Source organism: Streptomyces sp. NPDC017095, assembly GCF_044332325.1.
Taxonomy (GTDB): domain Bacteria; phylum Actinomycetota; class Actinomycetes; order Streptomycetales; family Streptomycetaceae; genus Streptomyces.
Window position 1 is genome coordinate 13,039 of record NZ_JBIROU010000031.1, and the last position, 23,041, is coordinate 36,079.

The following is a 23,041-nucleotide window of genomic DNA, read 5'->3' on the forward strand; positions in this document are numbered from 1 at the left end:
TGGCGGTCAGGAACACCTGGCGACGGCTGGCGGACGCGGGGCTGCCCAGTCAGGCACGCCACCGCTCACCGACCAACAGTCCCCACCTCACGCTGGCCGCCTGCCCGGAACTCACCGCTGCGACCCGCCGGGAACTCGCCGAAGTGGCCGTCACCCTGCCGCGGCCGGCGCGGTGCACCGGTGTGGTCCGTTTCGAGCGGCCCACCTCGGTACTGGCCTGGGCACTGGATCTCGACTCCGCGCTGGCCGGGTCGCACCGCCGGGTGTGGGACGCGGTGGCCTCCGGCAGTCCGCCCGAGACCCTCAACCCCTTGCACCGACCGGGGCGCTGGAGCCCGCACATCACCCTCGGCCGGACCCGACGGGCCGGCGCTTTCGCCGACCGGCGGATTTCCGAGCTGCTGTCGGCGCCGCCGCTTTGGCTCACCACCCTGCGCAGCTACGACACCCGGACCGGCGCCCTGGAAGAGCTGGAGGCCCGCCCCTGAGCGCACCCTTCGTCGCAGTCGACGGACGCTGGTTTGCCCGCCGCGGGTCCCGGCGCCCGTGCTTCCGTACGGTGCCGCCGGTCACGTAGGGGCATGCTCCGCGTTCTCATTCTTGGAATTGACCCGCGTGCAGTGCCCGGGATGGACGGAGACGCCGTCCGAGCGGCCCTCGACCAGGAGCTGGCCCGCTTCGGCCAGCACGCCATCGATGCGTCTCTGACGCTGATCGAGCTGGATGAGTCTGCCGAGTCGACGATCGTTGCAGCACTGTCCGCGCACAGCTGGGACGTTGTCGTCATCGGGGGATGGCTTCGCCCAGGCTTCCGGGCCGCCGCCGCTGCGCCCGTACCGCGCCACGCCCTGGGCACCCACTCGTCTCCCCGCGGCGGCCGACCGGGGACTGCACGGGCGGTGTACCGGCGAGGTCCAGTGCCGGCTGACGATGACGCAAAGCAGGTCTTTCACCCGCTGACAGGCGCCCTCTATCTTTCGCCAAGAAGCGAATATGACGACAGGTGGAGGCAGCTGTGTTCAGACGCTCAGTGAGTGGCGCCGCCTTGGCGGGTGCCTGTATCGCCTCATTCCTCTTCGCCGCCCCGCCGGCCCAAGCCGCTCCCTCTGGCGCCGCCGCGTGCACGTCGGCGAACTGGAGACCCCTGGACGGATCGGTGACATACCCCAAGAGCTCAGCCCCTGTGCTGCATCAAGCGGGTCCGTATGGCGACTGCACACCCGGCTACACCCTCAGCAGCCAGACCAAGCTCGTCTACGACTGCACCACAACGAACCTGTACGGACACAGGTGGACACACGTCACCGCGTACTACGGCAGCCTGGTCCTCAAGGGCTGGATCTACAACAACTCCCTCCCGTTCGAAAGCCAATGGGAGTGCCCGCGTTAGACCAGCCTGCGGCTCAGCTCCAGTCCCGCCCGGCTCCTGGGCCGCCGCTGCTGATGCTGCGCCCGCACCACGCCGCACTGCTGGACACCCGGCCGTCCTCCTCACCGCGACGGTCGGCCTCCTCTTGCTCTTCTCTGACCTGGGCAGTCGGATGACTGAGCCCACATTTACCGCACCTCGTCTCCTCAGCGCGCCCCACTGCGGCGGATGGTGGTGCGCGTCCAGCCGAAGGCACCGTAGCGCAACGTCTGCAGTGCGCTCGATGCTCGGCTGCATGCAGCGCCACGACGGTGGGGACGGCAACGACTCCGGCCTCACCTGACTAGCCGGTCCGCCCCGATCGGACCCGCGAGGCCCTACAGGTCCGACCGAGGACGAGCTGCTAGATCGGCTCACCCGTCCTGGCCCAGCAGGGAACCCGCTTCGGCGGCAAGGACGTCCACCAGCCGGCGCAGCGCGAGCAGCGCCGGCCGGGCAGCGCTGGCGGATCAGGCAGCACCAGGGGTGGAGCGGCGCGCCGGACAGGCCGCCGAAGCCGCCTGTCACTTCGCGGACGCCGCTGGCCCGAGCGGGTGGAGCACGGCGGCCGCCGAGGACGCTCTCGACGCGACCGACACTCTCACCGAGGCCCTGAGCGCCGTCGGAGCTGAGTTGGCGGAGGCCCTCGCCACGGTGGCGCCCGCGACCACCTCCGTCCGCCGGCGCCTCGGTATCTCCGTCGCCGACCAGTCCTCCGCCGCGGCGACGGCGTCCGCCGCGCCAAGGCCCCGCAAGCGACGCGGACTCGGCCCCGGCTACCAGGGCATCCGGAAAACCGCTGACCGGGCGGCAGGAGCTCGTGGACGGAGGGCGTGGGCGACGGCCTCGGTACTGGCAGGGGTGGATGCCAAGCCGGTAGTCACGGGATCGGGGCAGGTCGTGGGCGGGCCTACCGCGTCTCGGCGTCCGGACGGGACTGGGCCTGGAGCCGCTCGCGAAGGTCGATCTCCTCGGGGTGAGCGGGTCCTCGGGCCGGCGGCCCGAGGACCCGCTCACCCGGCGGGGGTGGGGCGGGGGACGGTCAGGAAGCGCTGCCGCAGCCGGAGAAGGTGTCGCTGGTCCGGGCCAGGTAGATGCTGGCACCGCCCTGGCCGTCGCTGAGCAGCGGGACGGTCAGGGTGTCGTCGGCGGTCCAGGGGTAGCCGTTCACGTCGAAGGTCCAGGTGCCGGTGACCTTCGTCGCCAGCTCCGACAGGGCGACCCAGCCGTACTGCGCCGGCGGCACGCTGATGGTGAGGCTGTTGCCCAGTTCGTCGGTCAGGCTCTGGGTGACCTTGCCGCTGATCTGCGTACTGATCTTCGCGGTGACCGGGGACGCGCCGCCGGTGCCGAGGTCGGAGCCGAGGGTGAAGCCCAGTTCGGACCCCCAGCCGGTGGTGCGCTTCATGGAGAACGTCCACGGCACCGCCGCCGTCGTGCCGTTGTACCAGACGGGCGAGACGCACTGCTGCGGCAGCGGCGCGGCCGGGGCCTGGACCCGGGTGCGCCAGGAGCAGCTGGAGGTGTCCTTGACGCAGCGGGCCGCCGCGTGGTCGACGGCCGCCGCGACGGCGGCCTGCTGGGCGCTCGCGGGCAGTCGCCACTGCTGGGCCTGGCTGCCGTTGCAGCCGTAGGTGTCGGTCCAGGCGTCGTTGTACTGCCCGTTGTACCAGACGTCCAGACACTTGTCGTCCTGGGCGTTGCGGACCATGAAGGCGCCGGAGCCGCCGGCGACGGGCTGGAAGTACCAGCGCTCGCCGCTGCGGCCGTCGCAGGGCTGCTGGGTCAGCGGCAGCCCGGCGGTGGCGCACTTGCCGGTGGCGTCGTTGACGAGGGTGAAGGAGCCGCCCGGGCCGAGGTTGGCGCTCCACTTCTGGTGGTAGCCGGGGGCGCTGTTGGTGACCAGGAAGACGCCGTCGCCGGTGTTGCCGTTCTGCACGTCCAGACCGCGGCCGTTGCTCACGGAGGTCAGCGTCAGGCCCGTCAGCTGGGCCGGGTCGGGGGCGGCGGTGGCGGCGCGCGCGGGGGCCGCCGTCCCGGCGGTGACCCCCATGAGCACCGCGAGCGTGCCGAGTCCGACGGCGGCCGCGCGCCGGGCCCGGAGCCATCGGGATATGGACTGGTGTTCCATGGGCTGTCCTTTCGCCGGTTGCAAGACCCGGGGAAACTAGCTGCGCGGGTTCCGGCACGGCGGGCAATCCCGGCAATTGCCCGGATAAACCTGCTCTTTCCCGTCAACAGCCCTTTCTGGACGTCTCCCAGTGCGCCCGCGCCAGCGCCTCAGGGTGGGCGGAAAGCCGGTCCAGAGCATCCACACCGTGGCAACGCCCGGACGCCGCCGCGGTCACGCACGATTCAGGCCGTCTGCCGGTGCTGCCGACGTGGGGCGTGGGCAGACGAACTCGTCGATGACGGTGGCGCGGATGGCGTGGGCGCAGCCGAAGTAGGTGGTGACGGGGCCGGAGCGCATGGGGTCGGCGGCTTCGAGACGGGGGTCGGTGCTGAAGGCGTCGCGCAGGACCTGGAAAGTGTCGGTGCGGGCAGCAGTCCGTCGTCGAGGATGAGGACGATGTCGGCTCGGTCGTGCTCGTGCAGCCACTTCACGTCGGCGTGGCGACCGCCGGGGATGCCCAGGTTCTCCGACCGCCACCGACCTCACCTGGTATCGGGCCAAGGGGACATACGCCCAGGTGGCCGAAATCGGCTACGACCACCAGGCGCCGACCAGTCGACTCAGCGGCCACTCCGGCCTGATGCTGACCGCAGCCTGACCCGCGACGGCCTACCGGCCGGCTCCACTCACGGCAACTCCGTCAGCTGCGACCACTCCTGCAACCACCGCTCGGCCTTCGCCTCGTACACCGACCGCGGGGCGACGGTCCGCGGGTTCGGCCGCAGCACAAGGCAGAACAGGTCCACGAGTCCGCGGGTGGAGTGCGCGGCCAGCTTGCCGCCGCTGTCCAGCGACATGCCACCACGCCAACTGGTCGCGGCGAACGAGCTGATCGCATCCGCCAGCTCCCGGCACGCAGCGATCCCCTTGCCCCACTTCGCCTCGTCGTGGGAGGCGGAGGACTCCCCTGCCACAACCACCCTCCGGACCGCACCGCGAACCACGGGTTTCGGCCGCGGGATTGACTCGCGCACGCCCTCGACGGCAGCGACGCCGGGCAGGGTGACAGCGGCGATCTGGTGGCGCTCGGGCGCGCGTCGCTGTTCTCCGGGGACTACGCGGACGACGACTTGCGGGCCTTCCTTCTCAGACTGCTCGCCACCCGAGAGAGGGAGGACGGCATGAGGATAAACGGCACGCTGGACGACGGCGCGGCCTACGACGTGGAGGTCGCCGGCCGGGGAAACCGGCCGGCGACCGGCTCCCGCCGCGTGCGGGCACTGGTCGAGCAGTGCACCGGTACGCCGGTGCTGCTCGGCCCGTTCGGGCTCCAGCGCACGCTGAAGCCGGGTTATAGAGAAGTTCCTTACCCCGCACGCTGGCGGACGACGTCCCGGCGAAGGGCACTCTCGGGCATCCGCGGATCACGATCCGCCGCCTCCGGCCGTCCGCGAGTGACCGGCGGCCCTGTCGGAGCGGGCACGATTGACGAGCGAGTAGACCAGTCGTATAGTCGTGATCGTCGGAACGCGAACCACACTTCGGAGGCTGGACGTCATGGGGCGTATCAAGGTCGGCAGGGAGAACAGCGCCGATATCGAGGTGCACTACGAGGACCTGGGTTCGGGACAGCCCGTGGTGCTGATCCACGGTTATCCGCTGGACGGGAACTCGTGGGAGGGGCAGACGTCGGCACTGCTGGAGGCCGGCTACCGGGTCGTCACCTACGACCGGCGGGGGTTCGGCAAGTCCAGCCAGCCCTCGACGGGTTACGACTACGACACCTTCGCCGCCGACCTGAACGCCGTTCTGGAGGCGCTGGATCTGCGTGAGGCGGTACTGGTCGGCTTCTCCATGGGCACCGGCGAGGTGGCCCGTTACCTGGCCTCCTACGGTTCGGCGCGTGTCGCCAAGGCCGTGTTCCTGGCCTCGCTGGAGCCGTTCCTGGAGCTCACCGACGACAACCCCGACGGCGCCGCGCCCGCCTCCTTCTTCCAGGGTGTCTCCGAGGCGGTCAAGAAGGACCGGTACGCCTTCTTCTCCGACTTCTACCACGACTTCTTCAACCTCGACGAGAACCTGGGTACCCGCATCAGTGAAGGCGCGGTCCGCAACGCCTGGAACGTCGCCGCCGGAGCGGGGGCCGTCGCCTCGGCTGCCGCCCCCCTGACCTGGGCCACCGACTTCCGCGCCGACATCCCCAAGATCGACGTTCCGGCTCTGATCGTCCACGGCACCGCCGACCGCTCCCTGCCCATCGACGCCACCGGCCGGCGCTTCGCCAAGGCCCTGCCCGCCGCGCAGTACACCGAGATCGACGGTGCCCCCCACGGGCTGCTGACCACCCACACCGCCGAAGTCAACGAAGTCCTGCTGGCCTTCCTCGCCCAGTAGGCCGCATCCCTGCCCGGCCGGCCGTCCGCACCCGCGGGTGCAGGCCGCGCCCCGCTTCGCCACCCCCCCGGTGCCGCTCACCTCGCCAGAGGCGAGCGGCCCACTGATCTGCAGGAGCAGCCATCATGAAGGTCCTCATCGTTCTCACCTCGCACGACAAGCTCGGTGACACCGGCCGCGAGACGGGGTTCTGGCTGGAGGAACTGGCCGCCCCCTACTACCGGTTCAAGGAGGCGGGCTGGGACATCGTGCTCGCTTCGCCGAAGGGCGGTCGGCCGCCGCTGGACCCGACCAGCGCCAAGCCCGACTTCCAGACGGATCTCACCCGGCGCTTCACGGACGACCCGGAAGCCCAGACACAGCTCGATGCGACCGTGCGCCTCGACGCGGTCTCGGCGGCGGACTTCGACACCGTCTTCTACCCGGGCGGGCACGGTCCGGTGTGGGACCTCGCCGACGACCCGGTGTCGATCGGGCTCCTGGAGCAGTTCCTCGCGCAGACAAAGCCGGTGGCGCTGGTCTGCCACGCGCCCGTCGCGCTGCGGAACGTACGCACTCCCGACGGCTCCCTCGCCGTCGCGGGCCGGCTGGTGACCGGCTTCACCGACACTGAGGAGGAGACCATACTCGCCATCAAGGGCCTCCAGGAGATGGGCGAGCGGGGGAAGGCGGCCGAGGTGATGCCGTTCCTGCTGGAGGACGACCTCCTCTCCCGTGGCGCCCGGTACACGAAGGTCGCCGACTATGGTGAGAACGTCGTTGCCGACGGACTTCTCATCACCGGGCAGAACCCGGCCTCGTCCGGCCCCGCCGCCGACGTCCTGGTCAGGACGATCACGCACGGGAGTGCCAAGTGAGCGCTTACGTGGTGATGATCCGTGAGCACCTGCGCGATGCCGCGGAACTGGAGGTCTACGCGGCGGGAGCCCGCGCCGCACGCACCGGGCACGAAATCACCCCGCTGGCCGCCTACGGCCGGCTCGACGTGCTCGAAGGCCCCGCGGCCGAGGGCGTGCTCATCAACCGCTTCCCCACCAGGGAGGCAGCGCTGGCCTGGTATCACAGCGAGGAGTACCAGGCCGCCGTTCCGCACCGGCACCAGGCCGCCGACTACCGCGTGCTCATCGTCGAAGGCATCGACGGGTAGGTGTGCCGGCGTGCGGGCGTCATGTTCGAAAGGCAGACCGCGCCGACGCTCGTGCCGCGCACACCCGCGATCGAGCCCAGGCGCAGCCGTCCTCCTGTAGCGGTGCCTTGGTCCGTGCCGGTATCCAGGTCCGGTCGGCCGCTCGCCGCGTCGCGCCGGCTCCCGTACGCGAGCGGGGAGGGCGTGCTCCGGACTGTTGCATGAGGTGACCCCCATGGGTCCGCGCAAGCGGCCGGGTGTGAAGAACGGCGTATGAAACCCCTGGCCGGCGGTTCGCCGGACACGGGTGACGAGACTGTCCCTACACGTGCAGCAGCCGACGAGTCATCGCCATGGTGGCATCGAGGGGTTCGAGGCTCCGATGGATCTTGGCCATGACGCTGGCACCGAGCCACATGTCGTAGAGGATCTGCGCCGTTTCGCGCGGAGCGCCGTCGATCACGACCGATCCGTCCGTGAGGCCACTGGTGATGGCCCGCTCAAGGCGGTCGACGATCGCGGTTGTGCCGTCCTTGAGGGCCAGGCGCATCAGCTCGGACAGGTCGGCGACCTCGGCTCCGAGTTTCACGGCGAGACACTTGCCCTGGCACTCGTCGAAGCTCTGCGTCTCCCGCCACAGCTGCCAGTAGGACATCAGGCGCTCGGCGGCGGACCGGCCGGGCTGCGCGAGTACACGGTCCATGTCGGCGAGGTACTCGTCGAAGTAGCTCTTCAGCAGGGCCTCGCCGAAAGCGTCCTTGGACGAGAAGTAGTGGTAGAAAGACCCCTTCGGTACGCCGGCCTCCGCGAGAACCTCGTTGAGGCCGACCGCCGAGTAGCCCTTGTGCGCCATGATCCGCTGGGCGGTGTCGAGGATGTTCCGGCGGGTGCCGGCAGTGCGTGGGGTGGTGGCTGGCATGTTCCCTACTGTACTCCGTGAATAGACCAGTCGTCTGGCTCTTGGTGTGGGCATGCGGACCGCGGCCGCGCGGTGGCGGCTGCGCTGCCCGGCCGTGAGTACGGTGGCCAAGGGTGTGTGGCCCTGCTCGGCCGCAAGGCGGATCTCGCTCGCCAGGCCACACCGGGAACGTCTGCGTCCATGGCCGGCCGGCTCGACGAAGACCTCGCCGGAGGGCGGCTCCTTTCGCGGGTCGCCCTTTTCGCCGCCCTGCGACGTAGCGGCGGGCCGGGGCGGACCGCGCAGTCCGCCCCCGCCCGCACCTGGGTGAGGGTTCCCGCCCAGGTGTAGTCGCGCCGCGGGTGCCGGAACAGCTCACCGGCCCGGTCTCATGGCCGCGTCTTTCCGGCATGTCCCTCAGGGGTCCCGGTCCGGTGACACCGGCGTCCTCAAGGACGGCGACACCTCGGCGTGCGTGGCCCGGCGGTACACCGCCACCGCGGGCAAGGTCACCAACTGCTCCGGGCGCTCCCGACGCCGCCTACGACGTCAACCGGATCGCGGAGATGTCGAACTGCAGCCGGACCTTCTCGCTCACCATGGTGCCCCCCGCCTTGAGGCGCTGGTTGTAGACCAGACCCCACTCGGTGCGGTCGATGGTGGTGGTGCCGTCGAAGCCGGCCCGCTCGAAGCCGAAGGGGTCCACAACCGAGCCAAGGTAGTCGAGGTGCAGGTCGACGGGCCGGGTGACGTCGCGGATGGTCAGGTCCCCGGTCATGCGGAAGGTCTCTCCGCCTTCGTGAACCGTGGAGGTGCTGTGGAAGGTCATTTCCGGGTACTGGCGCGCGTCGAAGAAGTCGGCGCCGATGATGTGCGCGTCCCTTTGCTCCACGCCCGTGTCCACGCTGGCGACCCGGATGACGAGGTCGGCCCGCGACTCGGAGGGCTGGGCTCCGTCGAAGTACAACGTGCTGTCGTAATCGGTGAAAGCCCCCCGGACCGTCGTGACCATGGCGTGCCGTACAGAGAATCCGATGCGGCTGTGCGGGCGGTCGATCGTCCATCGCCCTGTCAGGGCTTGAAGTGCCGGGTCGAGCGCGAGACCCCGGGACATGGCCTCCGCGACGGAGGCGCCGGTGCCGAGAGCCGGGCTCGGCTCGCTGACGGCGGTCTGGCGTCGGCCGAAGATACCCATGATCGTGAGCCCTTTCCCATCTGATTGCTCTGTGCTGCCAAGGTGTCGCCGGGGCGCTGCCCCGATCAGTGACCCCGCCCGAGGTGAATGCGGTCGACGGTGAACCCGCTACGCGCCGTTACTGCGGTGGCGTGGGCGTGTCATGGGTGCGGTACATCGCCTGTACGTCCAGCTCCAGTTGGACGGTCGGCCCGACGACGGCGATACCGCGGGCGAGCATGGAGCGCCAGTTGAGGGTGAAGTCCTCCCGGTGGAGTTCGGCCTTCGCGAGGGCCGCGCAGCGCAGTTCCTGCCCGTAGCCCCCGTTGATCGACCCGAGGTAGGTGGTGTCGAGGCTGACGGAGCGGCTGGTGCCGTGCATGGTGAGGGTGCCGTGCAGGGTCCACTTGGAGCCGCCGCGGTGGGCGAACCGGGTGCTGGTGAAGTCGATGTACGGGTAGCGTTCGACGTCCAGGAAGTCGGCCGAACGCAGGTGGTTGTCGCGCGTGTTGTTGCCCGTGGTGACACTGGAGGCGTCGATGCGCACCGCCACCTGTGAGTCGGCCATGTTCGGAGCGATGCGGATGCTGCCCTGGAAGCGGCTGAACCGCCCGTGGACGTGGGCCATGCCGACGTGCTTGGCGATGAACCGGATCGCGGTGTGCGGAGGGTCGAACAGCCAGGTACCGGCTGTCGGAAGTTCCAGCTGGCGGGCGGGCTGGAGCGTGACTTTTGCGGTGGGCAGAGCCACCCCGGCCGCGATGTCGAGGTTCTCGCGGGCGGGTGACAGGCCCTCGGCCACGATCATCACGCTGTAGGAACCGGGTGGCAGCGTGGCTATGAAGTAGCCGTGGGGGTCCGTGACGCCACGCGTCGCGATCCGGTGACTGTCCAGCGCGGTCACGGTGACCTCGGCTCCGCCCATGGGCTGCCCCAGGGGATCGAGCACCTCGAAGCCGAACGCCCCGGCGCCGGGCGGCAGCGGGACCGAGATACTCGACACGGCACCGGAGGCACCACGGGAACGCCGACGACGGAGCAGCCCGAGAGCCATGGAGTTCACCCTTCTTCCCTTGCGTCTCGGTCACGCGACTCGCTCAGAGTGCCTGCGTTCCCGGCCGCCAAGAAACGTCGACGACAGGAGAACGGACGCAAAGCCAGTAGTTCGCCGACGATCATAAAGCGCTCCGCGCGTGAGGCACTCGAGCCGGTGTCGAAGCTGCTCAACCTGCGTGGAGGCGGGTGCGAGGCCACATATCGGTACATCGGCCGACCATATCGCCACAGCTCGATTCGTTGCTTTGCAGCAATGCTGTGGTAAAGGACACGGAAAAGGGCCCGGATATTCACAACCGGTCTGCGGTTTCATCACGGGCTCGACACAGAACTCGCCGTGCTGCCGTCCTTCCGTGGATCGGTGAGAAGGAGGCGCTGCCAGACGTCGCGAGTATCTCGATATCCACACTGCCCGTCGATCGACCTGCTGCGCGCCGGTCTCGCGCGAACCGAGTCGCCTGACGCGGGGATCCGTCTGCTTCAGGTTCTGCCTCTCGTCTCAGGGGAGGGGCACGCCGCGCGCGGTGACCCACAGCGCGTACCACTCCTCGTGGGTGAGGTCCGGCTCGCGCAGGGCCACGTTCCGGCAGGCGGCGATGTGTGCGGGCCGGGCCGATGACCGGCTGCCTCTGGACCGGCCGCCCGGTGGCGCCTCCTGAGCGGTGACGCTGAGGGTGTTCGGTAGGGTTCCGGGGTGCTGGCTGTCTGGTCGGTGCCTTCCTGGGGGGGATGACGAGACGAGGAACATGCCGGAGCAAGCGAGCCCGCCTGTGATAGCACCGAGCCGGCCTGCGGCCGCGGCGGTCGAAGCGGCACGGATGGCGGCGGTGCGCCGTTACGACATTCTCGACACTCCGCCGGACGGCGCCTACGACAGAGTCGCGGCGCTGGCGGCACGGTTGTTCGAGGTGCCGGTGGCGACGGTGACGATCGTGGACGAGGACCGGATCTGGTTCAAGGCCGCGCACGGTCTGGAAGGCGTCAGCGAGATCGGCCGCGATCCGGGCCTGTGTGCCTCGGCGGTGCTCACCGATGACACCACCGTCATCCCCGACACTCTGCTGGACCCGGTCGCCTGCTCCAACCCCCTGGTCGCCGGCCCGATGGGGGTACGGTTCTACGCCGCCGCTCCGATCATCACCGCCGACGGGCACCGGCTGGGCACGGTCAACATCCTCGACACCCGCCCCCGCGAGATCACCGAGGCTGATGCCTCCACGCTCGGGGACCTGGCCGCGGTCGTGCGTGACCAGCTTGAGCTGCGGCTGGCGGCACTGAAAGCGGTACGCGCCGAGCAGGAGCGCCGCAAGGCCGAGCAGGAGAAGCGCCGGGCGGAGGAAGAGGCCCGCCGGTGTGCGGAGCGGGACAAGGCGGCCATCGCCGCGTTCGCCTCCACCCTGCAGCGCACCCTGGTGCCCCCGGCACTGCCCGCGGTACCGGGCCTGGAGCTGGCCTGCCATTACAAGACCGCCTCACCGCAGGAAGTGGGCGGTGACTTCTACGACGTCTTCCCCGTGGGCGGGGGCCGGTGGGCGTTCTTCCTGGGCGATGTGTGCGGCAAGGGCGCCGAAGCCGCCTCGATCACCTCACTGACCCGCTACACGCTGCGGGCCGCGGCCCTCGTCGACGCGGACCCCACGGCTGCGCTCAAGGCCCTGAACACCGCGCTGCTGCTGGACGCGGCGGTCGGTACCCGCTTTTGCACCGCCGTCTTCGGCCTGCTCGATCCGGCCCGGGACCGCGGTTTCACGGTCACGCTGGCCACCGGCGGTCACCCGCCCGCCTACCACCTCAGCCCCATCGAGGGCGGCGGCGTGCGGGTCGAGGCAGCCCGCGCCAAGGGCGGCATGCTGGTCGGCGCGTTCGCCGAAGCCTCCTTCGCCTCACGCACCCTGCACCTGGCACCCGGCGAGGGACTGCTGCTGTACACCGACGGGCTGACCGAGGCCCGCACCGCCGATGGCCGCATGCTCGCCGACACGGGCCTGACCGCCTTCTTGGCCCAGCGGCCGGCGCCGATCAGCGCCGGCGCCCTGATCGACGACACCGTCGCGCTCCTGGACACCCTCCCCGACACCGAACGCGACGACGTGGCCCTGCTGGCCCTGTCCGTCCCCACCCCCGATGCTGCTCCCGCCGGCATCACCACCACCGCCCACAGCGCCGCCGCCCCGACCGCCGACGTCTGCGTCGGGCAGGAGAACCCACGCCCATGACCGACGCATTCCACATCGACGTCCCGCACACCGACGGCGCCCTGGCCGTGATCGCCCTGTCCGGCGAGTTCGACATCACCGCCGCACCCGCCGTACGGGCCCGCGCCCTGGAACTCATCGCGAACGGCCACCCCGACCTGGTCGCCGACCTCTCAGGCGTCACCTTCTGCGACTCCTCAGGACTGGGCGCCCTCATCGGCATCTGGCGCTGCGCCAAGGATGCCGACGGCTCCCTGACCCTGGCGGCCATCCCCGACCGGCTGGGCCGCCTGCTCAGCGTCACCGGGATGGACACCTTCCTGCCCGCCTACCCCAGCGCCGACGCCGCGCTCGCCACACGCCAAGGCAACCGCACCACCGCCTGAAACCCCTCGCTCGCCAGCCGACAGCCGCCTAGGAGCTGTCTTCGGATGTCACGCCCACATCAGGAGTGATGCGAGGGTGACGGCTGCCTGGTGGGACTCGGCCGTCTTGTCGTAGCGCAGCATCGGACGGTGTGAGAAGCCGTAGCTGGTGGCGTCCGGCACGTGAGACAGGGCTTGTCGCGTACCTGACGAGGGTGAAAACTGACCGGCATGATCGAGTACGCGTACCTGAGCCGTCGACTCCATGTCGACCTGGCCTACGCGTGTTCCGCGTTGTGTCGCCCCGTGGCCATCTGATTCAGCGACCAGCCTTGCGACGTCTTGTGGCGTCGGTTCCCTCTCGTCGGCGGCCCGGTGCGACGCCCTTCCGCTTCCGCGACCGGCCGGGACCGTCTTCCTCCTCCGCCGGCGCCTTCTGACGCCGCCTGTCGACAGGACTTCGACTCGATGCATTCCGTCCGCCTCTCGTATGCCGGTGTGCTCGCCGCCGCCCTATCGCTCGCGTTCACCGCCACGCTGGCGCCCGCCCAGGCACAGGGAACCGGCTTCGGACCGCTACCGCCGCACAACCCGTACGCCGGGCCGGACGGAACCGCGACCATGCACGGTGACACCGGTTCCTCCGACGCCACGCCCCTGCCGGGACCCGGGCCGGGCCCCCTGACCTCGAAACGGGTCGCCCTGCAATCGGCGTGCCCGACCATCCTCGTGGGTGCCGACGGGTACCCGGTCGCTCTGTGCACGCCGATCCTGACCCGCGTCCCCACGGTGCACCTACTGGACCCGGCGACAGGCGCGTCACTGGCCGGCCTGCCCATCGCCAAGGGATCGCTGCTGGGAGGGGTCTACGCCTACCTGGACCACGAGGACCGGCTCGTCGTGGTGGACGGCGACCGGAACCTGCTGCGTATCGCGCACCGCAAGAAGGCCGATGGCGGCTGGGAGCTGTACGTCGCGAGCACGCTGTCCCTGGCGCCGGGCGTCCCGGAGGGCGACTCGGTCACCGGCCTGGCGCCCGACTGGCAGGGCAGGGTCTGGTTCGCCACCGGGGGCGGTGTCGTCGGCACCGCGAACGAGGCGACGGGGACGGTACGTTCCCTCATGCTGCCTGCGGGCGAACGCGTCGACAACTCCATCTCCACCTCGCCCGAGGGCACGGCTGTCGCCACCTCGCACGCGACCTACCTGTTGACCGCGGGAAGGGACGGTGCCCCGACCGTTTCCTGGCGCCGGACCTACGACCGCGGTGCGGCCCGACGGCCCGGACAGCTGAGCTGGGGCACGGGATCCACCCCGACCTTCTTCGGCCCCACCACCGGCACCGACTTCGTTACCATCGTCGACAACGCCTCACCCACCGTGAACCTCCTCGTCTACCGCACGGACAATGGAGCCCAGGTGTGCTCCACGCCCGTTCTGGCGGACGGGGGCAGCGGCAGCGAGAACTCGCCGATAGGTGCCGGCCGTTCCGTCTTCGTGGCGAGCACATACGGCTATCCCTACCCGGCGGTGCCCGAGGGTGCAGGGGAGAGCGTGCCCGCGTCGGCCGACTTCACCGGCGGCCTGTCCCGTGTCGACGTACGCGCCGACGGCACTGGCTGCGACCTGACGTGGGACACCACGGTCCGGTCGGCAGCCGTTCCCCGCCTGTCCACCGCCGACGGCCTCATCCATACCGTCGTGCGCGGCTCCGTTCTTCCGGGCAGTGACGGTACCTCCGTCCTGGACCCCTACTACTACGCCCGGATCGACCCCGGCACGGGCGCCATCGTGAGCAGGCACTATCTGGGGGCCTCGTCCCTGTACGACACCCTGCAGATGGTCGGTTCCATCGCACCCGGCGGCGTCCTGTACCAGGGCACGATCACCGGTGTGGTGCGGATCGCGGAGAGGTGAACGCCTACGGCTTGTCTCTTTGACCTGCGAGGCGGGGCTGGTCGGGGGTGGCACGCACCGGTTAGGGCCGTGAGGAACTGCAGCGAGAAAAGAAGGAGCTGGCCGCCGAGCGCCGCACGACGGCATTCCTGCGCCGGGCTGGTGGGCTCGCCGGTCGAGCGCCGAGGGCCGGGCAGGCCCGGATGACTGACTTCCGGCCTTGGTTCCGAGCGGTAGCCCGGCAGACGCACCGGCTCGCAGTCCCCGTCGTGGACCATCGTCCGGTGGGCGTCGGAGGTGAACTCCAGCCGGTCCGAGGCGAGCCGGGAACGGAAACCGCCGCGCCGGCCGGGAGGGACCGGGCGGGAGGTGCCCGTCCGGGACGGGCGGCGCGGAGCGCAGCGCGGCGGGTCAGGACAGACGTCCGTCCTCTGGGGCGGCCGCCGGCCGGGAAACGGCCCCGGAAGCGGAAGGCGGCGAAGAAGCAGGGGCCGTGCGAGCGCCGGCCAGTTCTGGGGGACTGTGAGCACAAGCGCCCGCACGGCCCTGCTGACAGGGCTGTCGATCGTGCTGACGGTCCTGGCCAGCGGAGCCCTGAGCATCTGCGCCCACCGTGAGGAGGAATCCGACTGCCGGACAAAGGTCGACCAGCAACGCCCAGTCTCGACGACCCCTCTCCCGGACCTGTTCGTCACCCGGCCGCTCCGGTAACCACTCGACTCGCCGGGCCCGGGCAGCGGGCATGGTGGCGTGGAAGGCCTACATCAACGATGGGGGCCACGGCCCGGAAGTCCTCGCGGTGAAACAACCCCCGCGGGCGCGGGGACGCTCTGCCGGCGCGACGTGGATCCTCCCATGACGGAGCATCACCACCTCATCATCCCCTGCTCCTCACGGAGACCGAATGCCGCCCGGGGAAGCGGCGCCGCTCTTGCCGTCGGGACGGCAACGCCAGTCACGCTCGGACGTTGCTGGCCGGATTGTGCCGGGTTGGGCGAGGGGTGCGGATGGGGAGACTGCGACGGACCGATGGTCTGGCGTTCGAGAGGAGCGCTGTGGTGCGCAAGGGGTCAGTGACGACTGCGCAGAAGGGTCATCCCTTTGGCCGTAGGCCGGCGGGGGGCTTGGCGGATGTGGTGTGGGAGTGGTCGAAGTCTGGTACCCGGCACGCTGTCCTCACCCGTCTTTTACGGCGCCTGCCCGGTGTCGGGGACGCCGGCGCCTACCGGTTCGGGCTGGTGGAGCGAGCGCACTACGCCTATGGGGTGCGCCGGGCCACCGAGCTCGCCGCCCGTCTGGGCCACCAAGGCGTGACCGTCATCGAGTTCGGGGTGGCCGGCGGCAACGGTTTGCTGGCCCTGGCCGAGCACGCCCGCTACTACACGGCCGCCACCGGCATCACGGTGCGGGTGGTCGGCTTCGACGGCGGTCGGGGCATGCCCCCGGCCAAGGACCCCAGAGACCTGTCCTACCTGTTCGGCCCCGGCTTCTACGCCATGGAAGAAGAGCGGCTGCGGGCCCGTCTGGGGGCTGCGGAGCTGGTGATCGGCGACCTCGCCGAAACCCTGCCCCACTACCTCCGCTCCCACGCCGACCTGCTGCGTGAGCACCCCGTCGGCTTCGTCGGCCTCGATCTGGACTACTACTCCTCGACCACGACCGCCCTGGACCTGTTCCGCAACCCCGAGCACGAACACCTGCTGCCGCGGGTCACCTGCTACCTCGACGACCTGCCAGGCACCATCGAACAGATCGGCGAGGCCGCCGCCATCGCCGACTTCAACGCTGCCCACCCCGACCGGCCGATCGGCAAGGTGCTGGGACTGCGCGCGTTCACACCCCTGGACCCGCCGTGGGCCGACCAGATCTACGTCCACCACCGCCTGCACCACCCCGACTACGCTTCCCTGGAGGCCGGCGCCACCGGCGACCAGCTGCCCCTGCAGGAGTGAGAGGCCGCGCCGCGGCTCGGTGCTCGCGCGTCAGTCGTAACTCACCCGTGTGCAAGCTGCGACGTTTCCCAGCCGCTTCCAAGCGGGGTGGCGGCGCAGCACAGCGAGCGTCTTCCAACCTCATGCTGAGGCGCAGTGAAGGACTAGGACTGCCTTGACCACGGCGGTGATGCGGAGCTTTCGAAGGAGGCGCCAGTTCTTGAGGGTGGCCATGGCTCGCTCGCCGACACAGCGGAGCATGGCGTGGGGGTGTTGTGGCAGTGCTTTCATTGTTTGAAACGGCGGCCCCCAAACGGTACCCGGACAGGGTGGCCCGCACCTTGATATGCCTTATCGGCCAGCATTTGAGTCCTGCCTCGGTCACGGGGACCAGGGCGGACGATCCGCATTCTTCGCATGTGGCTGATTCAGGGCCGCATACACGTCGTTTGACCAGGGCAACGCGCACTTTGCCATGCCCGCAGCCGGCGGGGGGCCGGGTTGCGGGGGATGCCACCTCAGTCGGCGCGGCGTACCACGTAGGCGGTGCCGACCGTCTCGGGTGTGGCGGAGTCCGCCAGGACTGCGAGGCGCGGCGCTGCAGTGGTGAGGCGGAGCCCCTTCGTCACCGGCTGCGCACAATAGATGCGCCGAACGGCCCTAGCGGTGCCGGATACGGCCGTGAACGTGACCGTGCCCTCTCCTGCGCAGGCCACCTCCACACGCAGCGCGGTGCCGGACTCGATGGTCTCGTCCAGGTTCTGTCCGGGGATCGCGAGCGTCCCGGACGCTATGAAGCCGGCGTCGTCCGTGCTCGGACGGCCGGTGCTGCCGAGCAGGCGGCGTGCTGTGTTGTCGAGCCGCTCGTGGCCGGGGCCGGACACCCTCTGTGCAGGGGATGCGGCGGGAGCGTTGACGGTCGTCTTCTTCGACGAGGGAGCCCTTGGCATCGCGGCCGAGCCGGAGCAGGCCGGTGCCACGGCTGTCAGGAGTGCGACGGCGGCCAGAGCCGTGGTTGTACGGCGGATGCGACGGTACATGGATCCCCCGATGAGCGCGAGCCGGACCGGACGGGTGAACGGAACCCCGTGATCATCCCTTGTAGATCCCCGCTCCGGAAGTACTTGCCCAGCCAGTGGCACCGATCGTGTCAACTCGCCGACCACCGCGGGAGCACCGCCCCGTTGACACCCGGTGGTCGGCACAGTCAGGTTCTTCCGGCAGCGGTACAGCGGATTCTGGCCAGAGCGTCCAGGGCTGGCCGCCTGTATGGACGGGGTGGTCGCCGCAGGCGTTACACAGCGGGCCGGATGGTGTGGGGGGCGTAGCGGTACCAGCCGTGTACGGAGAACGGTTCGCCCTCGGGGTTGCGGTAGTGCATGACGTGCACGATCCGCAGGGCGTCCCGCTCGATGACCTTCCCGCTCTCCCATCGCTTGACCGCGTCCCGGCCCGGGGCGCCGGTGGGGTCACAGCCGCACACGACGCGGACCTGACGCACCGGGACATCAAGCCGTCCAACATCATCATCAGGTCCAACGGCAAGGCGACGGTCGTCGACTTCGGCATCACCAATGGCAGCGACACCCGGCACGACATCACCACCACCGACGTCCATCGGCACCCCGCCTACATGGCCCCCGAGGCGCTGTCCGCCGGCACCTTCGACCACCGCTCCGACCTGTACTCCCTCGGATGCGTGCTCTACGAGATGGTCACCTGCCGACCCCCTTCACCGGCACGCCCTGGCACCTGGTCCACCAGCACCTCAACGAACAGCCCGCCCCGCTGCGCACCCTCCGCACGGACGCCCCCGCAGAGCTGCAGCAGCTGGTCGGCCGGCTCCTGGCCAAAGATCCCGCCCACCGGCCGAACAGCGCCGATGAGGTCTATGACCTCATCGAAGAGATCAACGACCGCTACTTCAAAGGCACTCCGCCACCCAGCTGCGGAGCCGACCTTACCTCCGAGGTCTCGCTCAGCAAGGACGAAGCCGCCCACGGCGCAGTCATCCCCCTGCGCATCACCACCCGCCAAGCCTGCCCGGACTGCGCCACAACAGATGACGAGACCAAGGTGCTGAACTGCCTCACAAGGTCCGCGTCCCCGCCCGCAAAAACGGGCAGAAGATTCGGCTCAAGGAATTCGGCGCACCGGGATAGCCCGGCGGAGCGCCCGGAGATCTGTACGTGACGGTGCACGTCACCGACTGATCCAGCGCACGGCATTCGGCCAACACCAAGGTCGCTGCCCTGCGGCACGCCGGTGTGGAGCGTGTGGCCTTGTTTACGGGTTTGGGTTCTGGCACAGTCTCCGTGCAGCGGCCACTCTGAGTGATGATTGAGCCGCTCAAGGCGGCATCGAAGTCGCCCGGAAAGAGCCGTCATCGAGGCGGCTGGGCTCCGTGCGCGTCGACGCGCACTGCACCACGGCTGGCGCCGTCTGTCCGGGGTGCGGGGTCCGGTCGACCCGGGTTCACAACTCCCAGCTGCGGTTTCCCGCCGACGTACCGAGCGCCGGACGCAGCGTCGTACTCCAGCTCCGGGTTCGGCGGTTCCGGTGCCGGAACACCTTGTGCTCGCGCCGGACCTTTGTGGAGCAGATACCCGGCCTGACCCGTCGGCACGGTCAGCGCACCGAGCGGCTGCGCTCGACGCTGGCCTCGGCCGGTCTCGCCCTGGCCGGCCGGACCGGCGCCCGGCTGACTGCCAGCTCCGCACCGAAGGCCACGACGTCCGCGACGAGGAGGTGGCCCGGCTCTCGCCGCTGAAGCACCGGAACCTGAACCTGCTCGGCCGTTACAGCTTCACCGCCAGCGTCCCGGCCGCCGGCGTTCTACGTCCGCTGCGCGACCCGGACGCGCCGGAGCCAGTAGACGAGGACGACGCTGGGAAGGTGGCCGCGTCACCTCGGGCGGGACGGCCGTGGGCACCACCTGCCACGGGCCCGTCTGCTGGGCCCGGGGTCGATCGAGGCCGTGCGGAGCTGTTGGTGTGAGCTGCTCACGTTGGGCGGTCCGCCGTCTGGGCGAGCTCCACGATCTCGTCGACGGGCCTTCCGGTGTGCAGGGCGAGGGTCTGCGCGATGAGGTCGGTGAGGTCGGGCCAGGGCATGTTCCCGTGCGCGTTGTACAGCGCGACCAGGCCGTGCAGGGCGGTCCAGAGCAGCAGGCCGGCCTGCCAGTCCTGCTCGAGGCCGCGACGGTCCCGGTGTTCGTATCGGTCCTGGTGTTCCGGCTGGTCCTGCCGGGCGTCGGCCAGCGAAGCGACGACGGATCCGAGCAGTTCCTCGCCCGCGCCGTGTGCGTTCGTGGGCACCAGCTCGGCGGGCATCCCGCCACCGAAGAGCGTGCGGTACTGCCCGGGGTGATCGACTCCCCAGTGCACGTAGGCGGCGCACCGGGCGACCAGGTCGGCCAGGGGCCCCTCGGCGCCGTCCGCGGCCGTGCGCATGACCGCCGCGAGTTCGTCGTAGCGCAGCCGCAGCACGTGCTGGACGAGCGCGCCGAGGTCGGGGAAGTGTCCGTAGATGCTCGCGGGGGCGACGCCGACCTCGCGGGCGACCTGCCGGAGGGTGAGCGTCTCGGGTCGTTCGAGCGTGGCCAGCAGCCGGGCGGCGGCCTCCACGAGTTCGGCCTTGAGGATCTGCCCCTGTCCCCGTGGGTTCCGTCGGCGGGTGGCGGCTTTTTTGCTGCTCACAGGCGTACTCCCGGCGTTCGGCAACAGTCGTTCACTGTACCGCCGCCCGCGCGCCGGCCTCCAAGCCCCTCGTATCCAACCCCCTGATCTTGACACCGGTTACCAACAGTCGTTCACTTACATAACCAACGACTGTTTAGTTATCTGGGAGGAAGCATGCGCATCGCCGTACTCGGGGCGACCGGCAGGGTCGGCCGCCTCGTCGTCGAGCAGGCCCTTCAGCGCGGGCACGAGGTCGTCGCGCTGGTTCGCCGACCGGAGACCCGCCCGGTGTCCGGGCAGCCGCCCGTCGAGATCCGCCAGGCCGACGTCACCGCCCCCGCCGCGTTCCCGGGCCTGACGGACGTCGACGTTGTGGTCTCCGCCCTCGGCATCGGCAAGGGCGACGGCCAGGGAACGCTCGTCGCCGGCGCGAGGGCCCTCGCCGACGTCCCGGTGCGCACGCTGTGGCTCAGCGCGCTCGGCTCCGGCTCCTCCGTCGGCGCAGGCGGCGGGATCTACCAGTGGGTCATGAAGACCTTCGTCGGTGAGGAACTGGCGGAGAAGGCCACCGCGGACTCGATCGCCCTCGACAGCGGCGCGACCGTCTTCCATGCCCCCGACCTGTGGGCCGGCGGCGTCAGCACCAGGCGCCGCAACATCCCGCTGGAGGACTACACGAAACCCGTCCTGCCGCCGCACGCCTCCCGAGCCACCGTCGCGGCGCTGATGCTCGACGAGGCCGAGCGGCCGACCCGCGCAGCGGGGATCCTCGTCCCGGTGGGACGCGTCTGATGCGCGGGTACGTCGCCGTCGAGGAGGCCATCGCGATTCCAGGTCTTGCGGACCGGCGACCGCCGACGCCGATGCCGGACAACATCGAACCGGCCTTCCTCGCGGACATGGCCGCCCGGCTACCCGACGTCACACGGTTGCGGCTGCCCGACATGAACGCCAACGGCATCGCCGTACAGGTACTCTCCCTCACCGTCCCGGGCATCGAAGCGGAAACCGATCCGGCCCGTGCAGTGGACAACGCCCGGTACGTCAACGACCATCTCGCCGAGATCGTCGACGCCCACCCTGGCCGGTTCGCCGCCTTCGCGGCCCTCCCGCTCCAAAACCCGGCCGCCGCCGTCACGGAGCTGCGCCGAACCGTCGAACGCCTCGGGTTCAAGGGAGCGCTCGTCAACGACCACATCCAGGGCCGGTACCTCGACGACCCCGCGTTCGACCGGGTCTGGGCCGCGCTGAGCGAACTCGGCGTACCGCTGTACCTGCACCCCGGCATGCCGCCCGCGGACCGCTGGCACGTCCTCGACGCCCATCCCGAGCTGGACGGCGCGTTGTGGAGCTGGCAGGCCGCCACCGGCGGGCACGCCATGCGCGTGATCATGTCCGGGGTGTTCGACCGGCATCCGGAGGCGACGATGATCCTCGGGCACGCCGGCGAGTTCCTCCCCTTCCAGCTCTCCCGCTTCGACTCGCGCTACGCGACCCTCACCGTGCCGCACCCGCTGCGGTGCAGGCCGTCCGAGTACTTCAGGACGAACGTGCTCGCCACGACCAGCGGTGTGCTGTCCCCGGCCGCGATCGAAGCACTCGTGCGCGTGCTCGGTGCGGACAGCGTGCTGTTCGCCGTCGACTACCCCTACGAGAGGACAGGTGCGGCCGTCGCCGCCCTCGAACAGACCCGCCTCCCGGACGCCGACAAGCAGAAGATCGCCTCCGGCAACGCCCGTAGGCTCCTACGCCTCTGAGGCGTTCGGTCAGGCGCCGGGCGGGGGCCTGGTGGGTGAGGCCCGCGGCGCGGGTGGCGAGGTCGAGGTCGAAGGCGTCCAGCAGGCTCAAGGAGCGCAGGACGTGTCGTTCGTCGGGGGTGAGGTCGGACAGGGCACGGGCCAGCAGGGCAGGGAAGGTGTGGTCGGTGTCGGCGGGCTGGGGTTCGCGGGTGCGGCGGACGTCCAGGAAGCGGGCGACGGTCAGGTTCAGGTGGAGGGGCAGGCCGTGGGAGCGGGTGGTGATCACGGCCCGGATGGCGGGTTTGCTGAGGGGCCGGCCGTCCTGGGTGAGACGGCGGGCGAGGTGGTCGTCGCAGTCTTCGGGGGAGAGGTCACCGATCAGGTGCCGCCGCCCGGCGGGTGTGCTGTGCCGGGGCAGAGGGAGCGGTCCGGGCGCGGTGGTCAGGTGGTGGGGCCGGTGTAGTCGAGCTCCCCGTGCAGCGCGGATACGGCCCACTGCAGACGGTTGCGGCCGCTGATGACGAAGAAGCAGTTCGGCATGAGCCACACCAGGCGCTGCGGGAGGCGTTCGAGGTCGCGGTGGCGGTCGGCAATGTCCTCGAAGGTGTCCAGCAGGATCACCGGGGTGATCTTCTTGTCATCGGGCAGCTGATGCAGCTCCCAGGCGAGAAGGTGCGGGTAGAAGGAGAGCGCCTCCAGGCTGGGCTCGCTCTCCAGCAGGGGTGCGAGCCGGGTGCAGGTGAGCGGACAGCCGTACCCGGTCCGGTTCTCCGCCCCGGCCGCGAAGGTCCTCGACACCCTGCCCGAGCACGTGGAAGACATGGTGTGGGACGTCCTGGACGCCGCCGCCGGCGACCCGTGGGGGTTCGGGCAGTGGAACGCTGACGAGCCCTCGGGTCAGGAGGATAGGGGTGTGATGGTTTACCGCCGCGGTGACAGGCCCCGGTGCCCGAGGCCTTGGCAGTGGTCTCGCGAGGGGATGGGGAGCAGGGCTGGGCGCGCCGGGCCCGCGTGGTGAGGGTGAGTGCGTGGTCGTTGTGGTCGCTGCGGCCCGGGCAGGGTGCCG

The 23,041-nt window shown here is 70.2% G+C and carries 23 protein-coding genes and 1 pseudogene; 15 read left to right on the top strand and 9 right to left on the bottom strand.

Translation table 11 applies throughout. The features are described 5' to 3' along the window. The first annotated feature begins 26 nt into the window (after nucleotides 1-26). Both ACH4OA_RS34125 and ACH4OA_RS34130 read left to right on the top strand, forming a co-directional pair. Entirely contained in the window at nucleotides 27-488 is a 462-nt protein-coding gene (locus tag ACH4OA_RS34125) for a 2'-5' RNA ligase family protein (RefSeq protein ID WP_397973350.1), read from the top strand. Nucleotides 489-1,183: 695 nt separating this feature from the next. Beyond that, entirely contained in the window at nucleotides 1,184-1,390 is a 207-nt protein-coding gene (locus ACH4OA_RS34130) for a hypothetical protein (RefSeq protein ID WP_397944274.1), read from the top strand. A gap of 1,060 nt (nucleotides 1,391-2,450) precedes the next feature. On the opposite strand, the gene ACH4OA_RS34135 is transcribed toward ACH4OA_RS34130, so the two are convergent. Beyond that, complete coding sequence (locus ACH4OA_RS34135) at nucleotides 2,451-3,539, bottom strand: RICIN domain-containing protein (protein ID WP_397973328.1); 1,089 nt, start codon at nucleotides 3,537-3,539, stop codon at nucleotides 2,451-2,453. Between the two features lie 668 nt (nucleotides 3,540-4,207). Further along, complete coding sequence (locus tag ACH4OA_RS34140; protein WP_397944270.1) at nucleotides 4,208-4,495, bottom strand: nucleotidyltransferase family protein; 288 nt, start codon at nucleotides 4,493-4,495, stop codon at nucleotides 4,208-4,210. A 583-nt stretch (nucleotides 4,496-5,078) separates the two neighbouring features. On the opposite strand from ACH4OA_RS34140, the gene ACH4OA_RS34145 reads away from it, so the two are divergent. The 3 genes from ACH4OA_RS34145 to ACH4OA_RS34155 all read left to right on the top strand — a co-directional run bounded on the left by ACH4OA_RS34145 (nucleotide 5,079) and on the right by ACH4OA_RS34155 (nucleotide 7,062). After that, nucleotides 5,079-5,915: an alpha/beta fold hydrolase gene (locus ACH4OA_RS34145; RefSeq protein WP_397944268.1), complete on the top strand. Its 837-nt coding sequence runs from the start codon at nucleotides 5,079-5,081 to the stop codon at nucleotides 5,913-5,915. A 125-nt stretch (nucleotides 5,916-6,040) separates the two neighbouring features. Continuing rightward, nucleotides 6,041-6,772, top strand: coding sequence for a type 1 glutamine amidotransferase domain-containing protein (locus ACH4OA_RS34150; RefSeq protein ID WP_397944267.1), 732 nt, complete (start codon nucleotides 6,041-6,043; stop codon nucleotides 6,770-6,772). Then, nucleotides 6,769-7,062: a DUF1330 domain-containing protein gene (locus ACH4OA_RS34155; RefSeq protein ID WP_397973330.1), complete on the top strand. Its 294-nt coding sequence runs from the start codon at nucleotides 6,769-6,771 to the stop codon at nucleotides 7,060-7,062. Before ACH4OA_RS34150 ends, ACH4OA_RS34155 begins: the two co-directional genes overlap by 4 nt. 301 nt (nucleotides 7,063-7,363) lie before the next feature. Here ACH4OA_RS34155 and ACH4OA_RS34160 read toward each other — a convergent pair whose 3' ends face one another. The 3 genes from ACH4OA_RS34160 to ACH4OA_RS34170 all read right to left on the bottom strand — a co-directional run bounded on the left by ACH4OA_RS34160 (nucleotide 7,364) and on the right by ACH4OA_RS34170 (nucleotide 10,167). Further along, nucleotides 7,364-7,960 carry a TetR/AcrR family transcriptional regulator gene (locus ACH4OA_RS34160; protein WP_397944263.1) on the bottom strand — a complete coding sequence of 199 codons (597 nt, stop codon included), beginning with the start codon at nucleotides 7,958-7,960 and terminating at the stop codon, nucleotides 7,364-7,366. Between the two features lie 520 nt (nucleotides 7,961-8,480). Beyond that, nucleotides 8,481-9,134: a YceI family protein gene (locus ACH4OA_RS34165; protein ID WP_397944261.1), complete on the bottom strand. Its 654-nt coding sequence runs from the start codon at nucleotides 9,132-9,134 to the stop codon at nucleotides 8,481-8,483. Between the two features lie 118 nt (nucleotides 9,135-9,252). Next, nucleotides 9,253-10,167 (bottom strand): YceI family protein, encoded by a 915-nt coding sequence (locus tag ACH4OA_RS34170; RefSeq protein ID WP_397973352.1) that lies wholly within the window; start codon nucleotides 10,165-10,167, stop codon nucleotides 9,253-9,255. A gap of 820 nt (nucleotides 10,168-10,987) precedes the next feature. On the opposite strand from ACH4OA_RS34170, the gene ACH4OA_RS34175 reads away from it, so the two are divergent. The 4 genes from ACH4OA_RS34175 (at nucleotide 10,988) to ACH4OA_RS34190 (ending at nucleotide 16,577) form a co-directional block, all read left to right on the top strand. Further along, a complete protein-coding gene (locus ACH4OA_RS34175) occupies nucleotides 10,988-12,385 on the top strand; it encodes a PP2C family protein-serine/threonine phosphatase (RefSeq protein ID WP_397973333.1) in 1,398 nt (465 codons plus the stop codon). After that, nucleotides 12,382-12,750, top strand: a complete 369-nt coding sequence (locus ACH4OA_RS34180) for an STAS domain-containing protein (protein ID WP_397944257.1) — start codon at nucleotides 12,382-12,384, stop codon at nucleotides 12,748-12,750. The genes ACH4OA_RS34175 and ACH4OA_RS34180 overlap by 4 nt, the downstream gene beginning before the upstream one ends. 447 nt (nucleotides 12,751-13,197) lie before the next feature. After that, a complete protein-coding gene (locus tag ACH4OA_RS34185; RefSeq protein ID WP_397973334.1) occupies nucleotides 13,198-14,646 on the top strand; it encodes a hypothetical protein in 1,449 nt (482 codons plus the stop codon). Nucleotides 14,647-15,758: 1,112 nt separating this feature from the next. Next, nucleotides 15,759-16,577 carry a hypothetical protein gene (locus ACH4OA_RS34190; RefSeq protein WP_397973355.1) on the top strand — a complete coding sequence of 273 codons (819 nt, stop codon included), beginning with the start codon at nucleotides 15,759-15,761 and terminating at the stop codon, nucleotides 16,575-16,577. 497 nt (nucleotides 16,578-17,074) lie between these two features. On the opposite strand, the gene ACH4OA_RS34195 is transcribed toward ACH4OA_RS34190, so the two are convergent. Together ACH4OA_RS34195 and ACH4OA_RS34200 are read right to left on the bottom strand one after the other, a co-directional pair. After that, nucleotides 17,075-17,440 (bottom strand): hypothetical protein, encoded by a 366-nt coding sequence (locus ACH4OA_RS34195; RefSeq protein ID WP_397944239.1) that lies wholly within the window; start codon nucleotides 17,438-17,440, stop codon nucleotides 17,075-17,077. A gap of 410 nt (nucleotides 17,441-17,850) precedes the next feature. Next, on the bottom strand, nucleotides 17,851-18,057 hold the full coding sequence (locus tag ACH4OA_RS34200) for a hypothetical protein (protein ID WP_397973357.1): 207 nt from the start codon (nucleotides 18,055-18,057) through the stop codon (nucleotides 17,851-17,853). A gap of 24 nt (nucleotides 18,058-18,081) precedes the next feature. On the opposite strand from ACH4OA_RS34200, the pseudogene ACH4OA_RS34205 reads away from it, so the two are divergent. From ACH4OA_RS34205 to ACH4OA_RS34215, 3 genes and pseudogenes are all read left to right on the top strand, one after another. After that, nucleotides 18,082-18,249, top strand: a pseudogene (locus ACH4OA_RS34205) (protein kinase); the annotation flags it as partial. A 2-nt stretch (nucleotides 18,250-18,251) separates the two neighbouring features. Beyond that, complete coding sequence (locus tag ACH4OA_RS34210; RefSeq protein WP_397973360.1) at nucleotides 18,252-18,749, top strand: hypothetical protein; 498 nt, start codon at nucleotides 18,252-18,254, stop codon at nucleotides 18,747-18,749. 211 nt (nucleotides 18,750-18,960) lie between these two features. Next, entirely contained in the window at nucleotides 18,961-19,326 is a 366-nt protein-coding gene (locus ACH4OA_RS34215; protein WP_397973337.1) for a transposase family protein, read from the top strand. Nucleotides 19,327-19,558: 232 nt separating this feature from the next. On the opposite strand, the gene ACH4OA_RS34220 is transcribed toward ACH4OA_RS34215, so the two are convergent. Next, nucleotides 19,559-20,254, bottom strand: coding sequence for a TetR/AcrR family transcriptional regulator (locus ACH4OA_RS34220; RefSeq protein ID WP_397973339.1), 696 nt, complete (start codon nucleotides 20,252-20,254; stop codon nucleotides 19,559-19,561). Nucleotides 20,255-20,410: 156 nt separating this feature from the next. Between ACH4OA_RS34220 and ACH4OA_RS34225 the strand changes: the two genes are divergently transcribed. From ACH4OA_RS34225 to ACH4OA_RS34235, 3 genes are all read left to right on the top strand, one after another. Further along, nucleotides 20,411-21,028 (top strand): NAD(P)-dependent oxidoreductase, encoded by a 618-nt coding sequence (locus tag ACH4OA_RS34225; protein WP_397973341.1) that lies wholly within the window; start codon nucleotides 20,411-20,413, stop codon nucleotides 21,026-21,028. Then, complete coding sequence (locus tag ACH4OA_RS34230; RefSeq protein ID WP_397973343.1) at nucleotides 21,028-21,993, top strand: amidohydrolase family protein; 966 nt, start codon at nucleotides 21,028-21,030, stop codon at nucleotides 21,991-21,993. Before ACH4OA_RS34225 ends, ACH4OA_RS34230 begins: the two co-directional genes overlap by 1 nt. A 103-nt stretch (nucleotides 21,994-22,096) precedes the next feature. Next, complete coding sequence (locus ACH4OA_RS34235; protein WP_397973345.1) at nucleotides 22,097-22,438, top strand: hypothetical protein; 342 nt, start codon at nucleotides 22,097-22,099, stop codon at nucleotides 22,436-22,438. Here ACH4OA_RS34235 and ACH4OA_RS34240 read toward each other — a convergent pair. After that, nucleotides 22,417-22,797: a hypothetical protein gene (locus ACH4OA_RS34240; protein WP_397973347.1), complete on the bottom strand. Its 381-nt coding sequence runs from the start codon at nucleotides 22,795-22,797 to the stop codon at nucleotides 22,417-22,419. The genes ACH4OA_RS34235 and ACH4OA_RS34240 overlap by 22 nt on opposite strands. Nucleotides 22,798-23,041 lie beyond the last annotated feature (244 nt).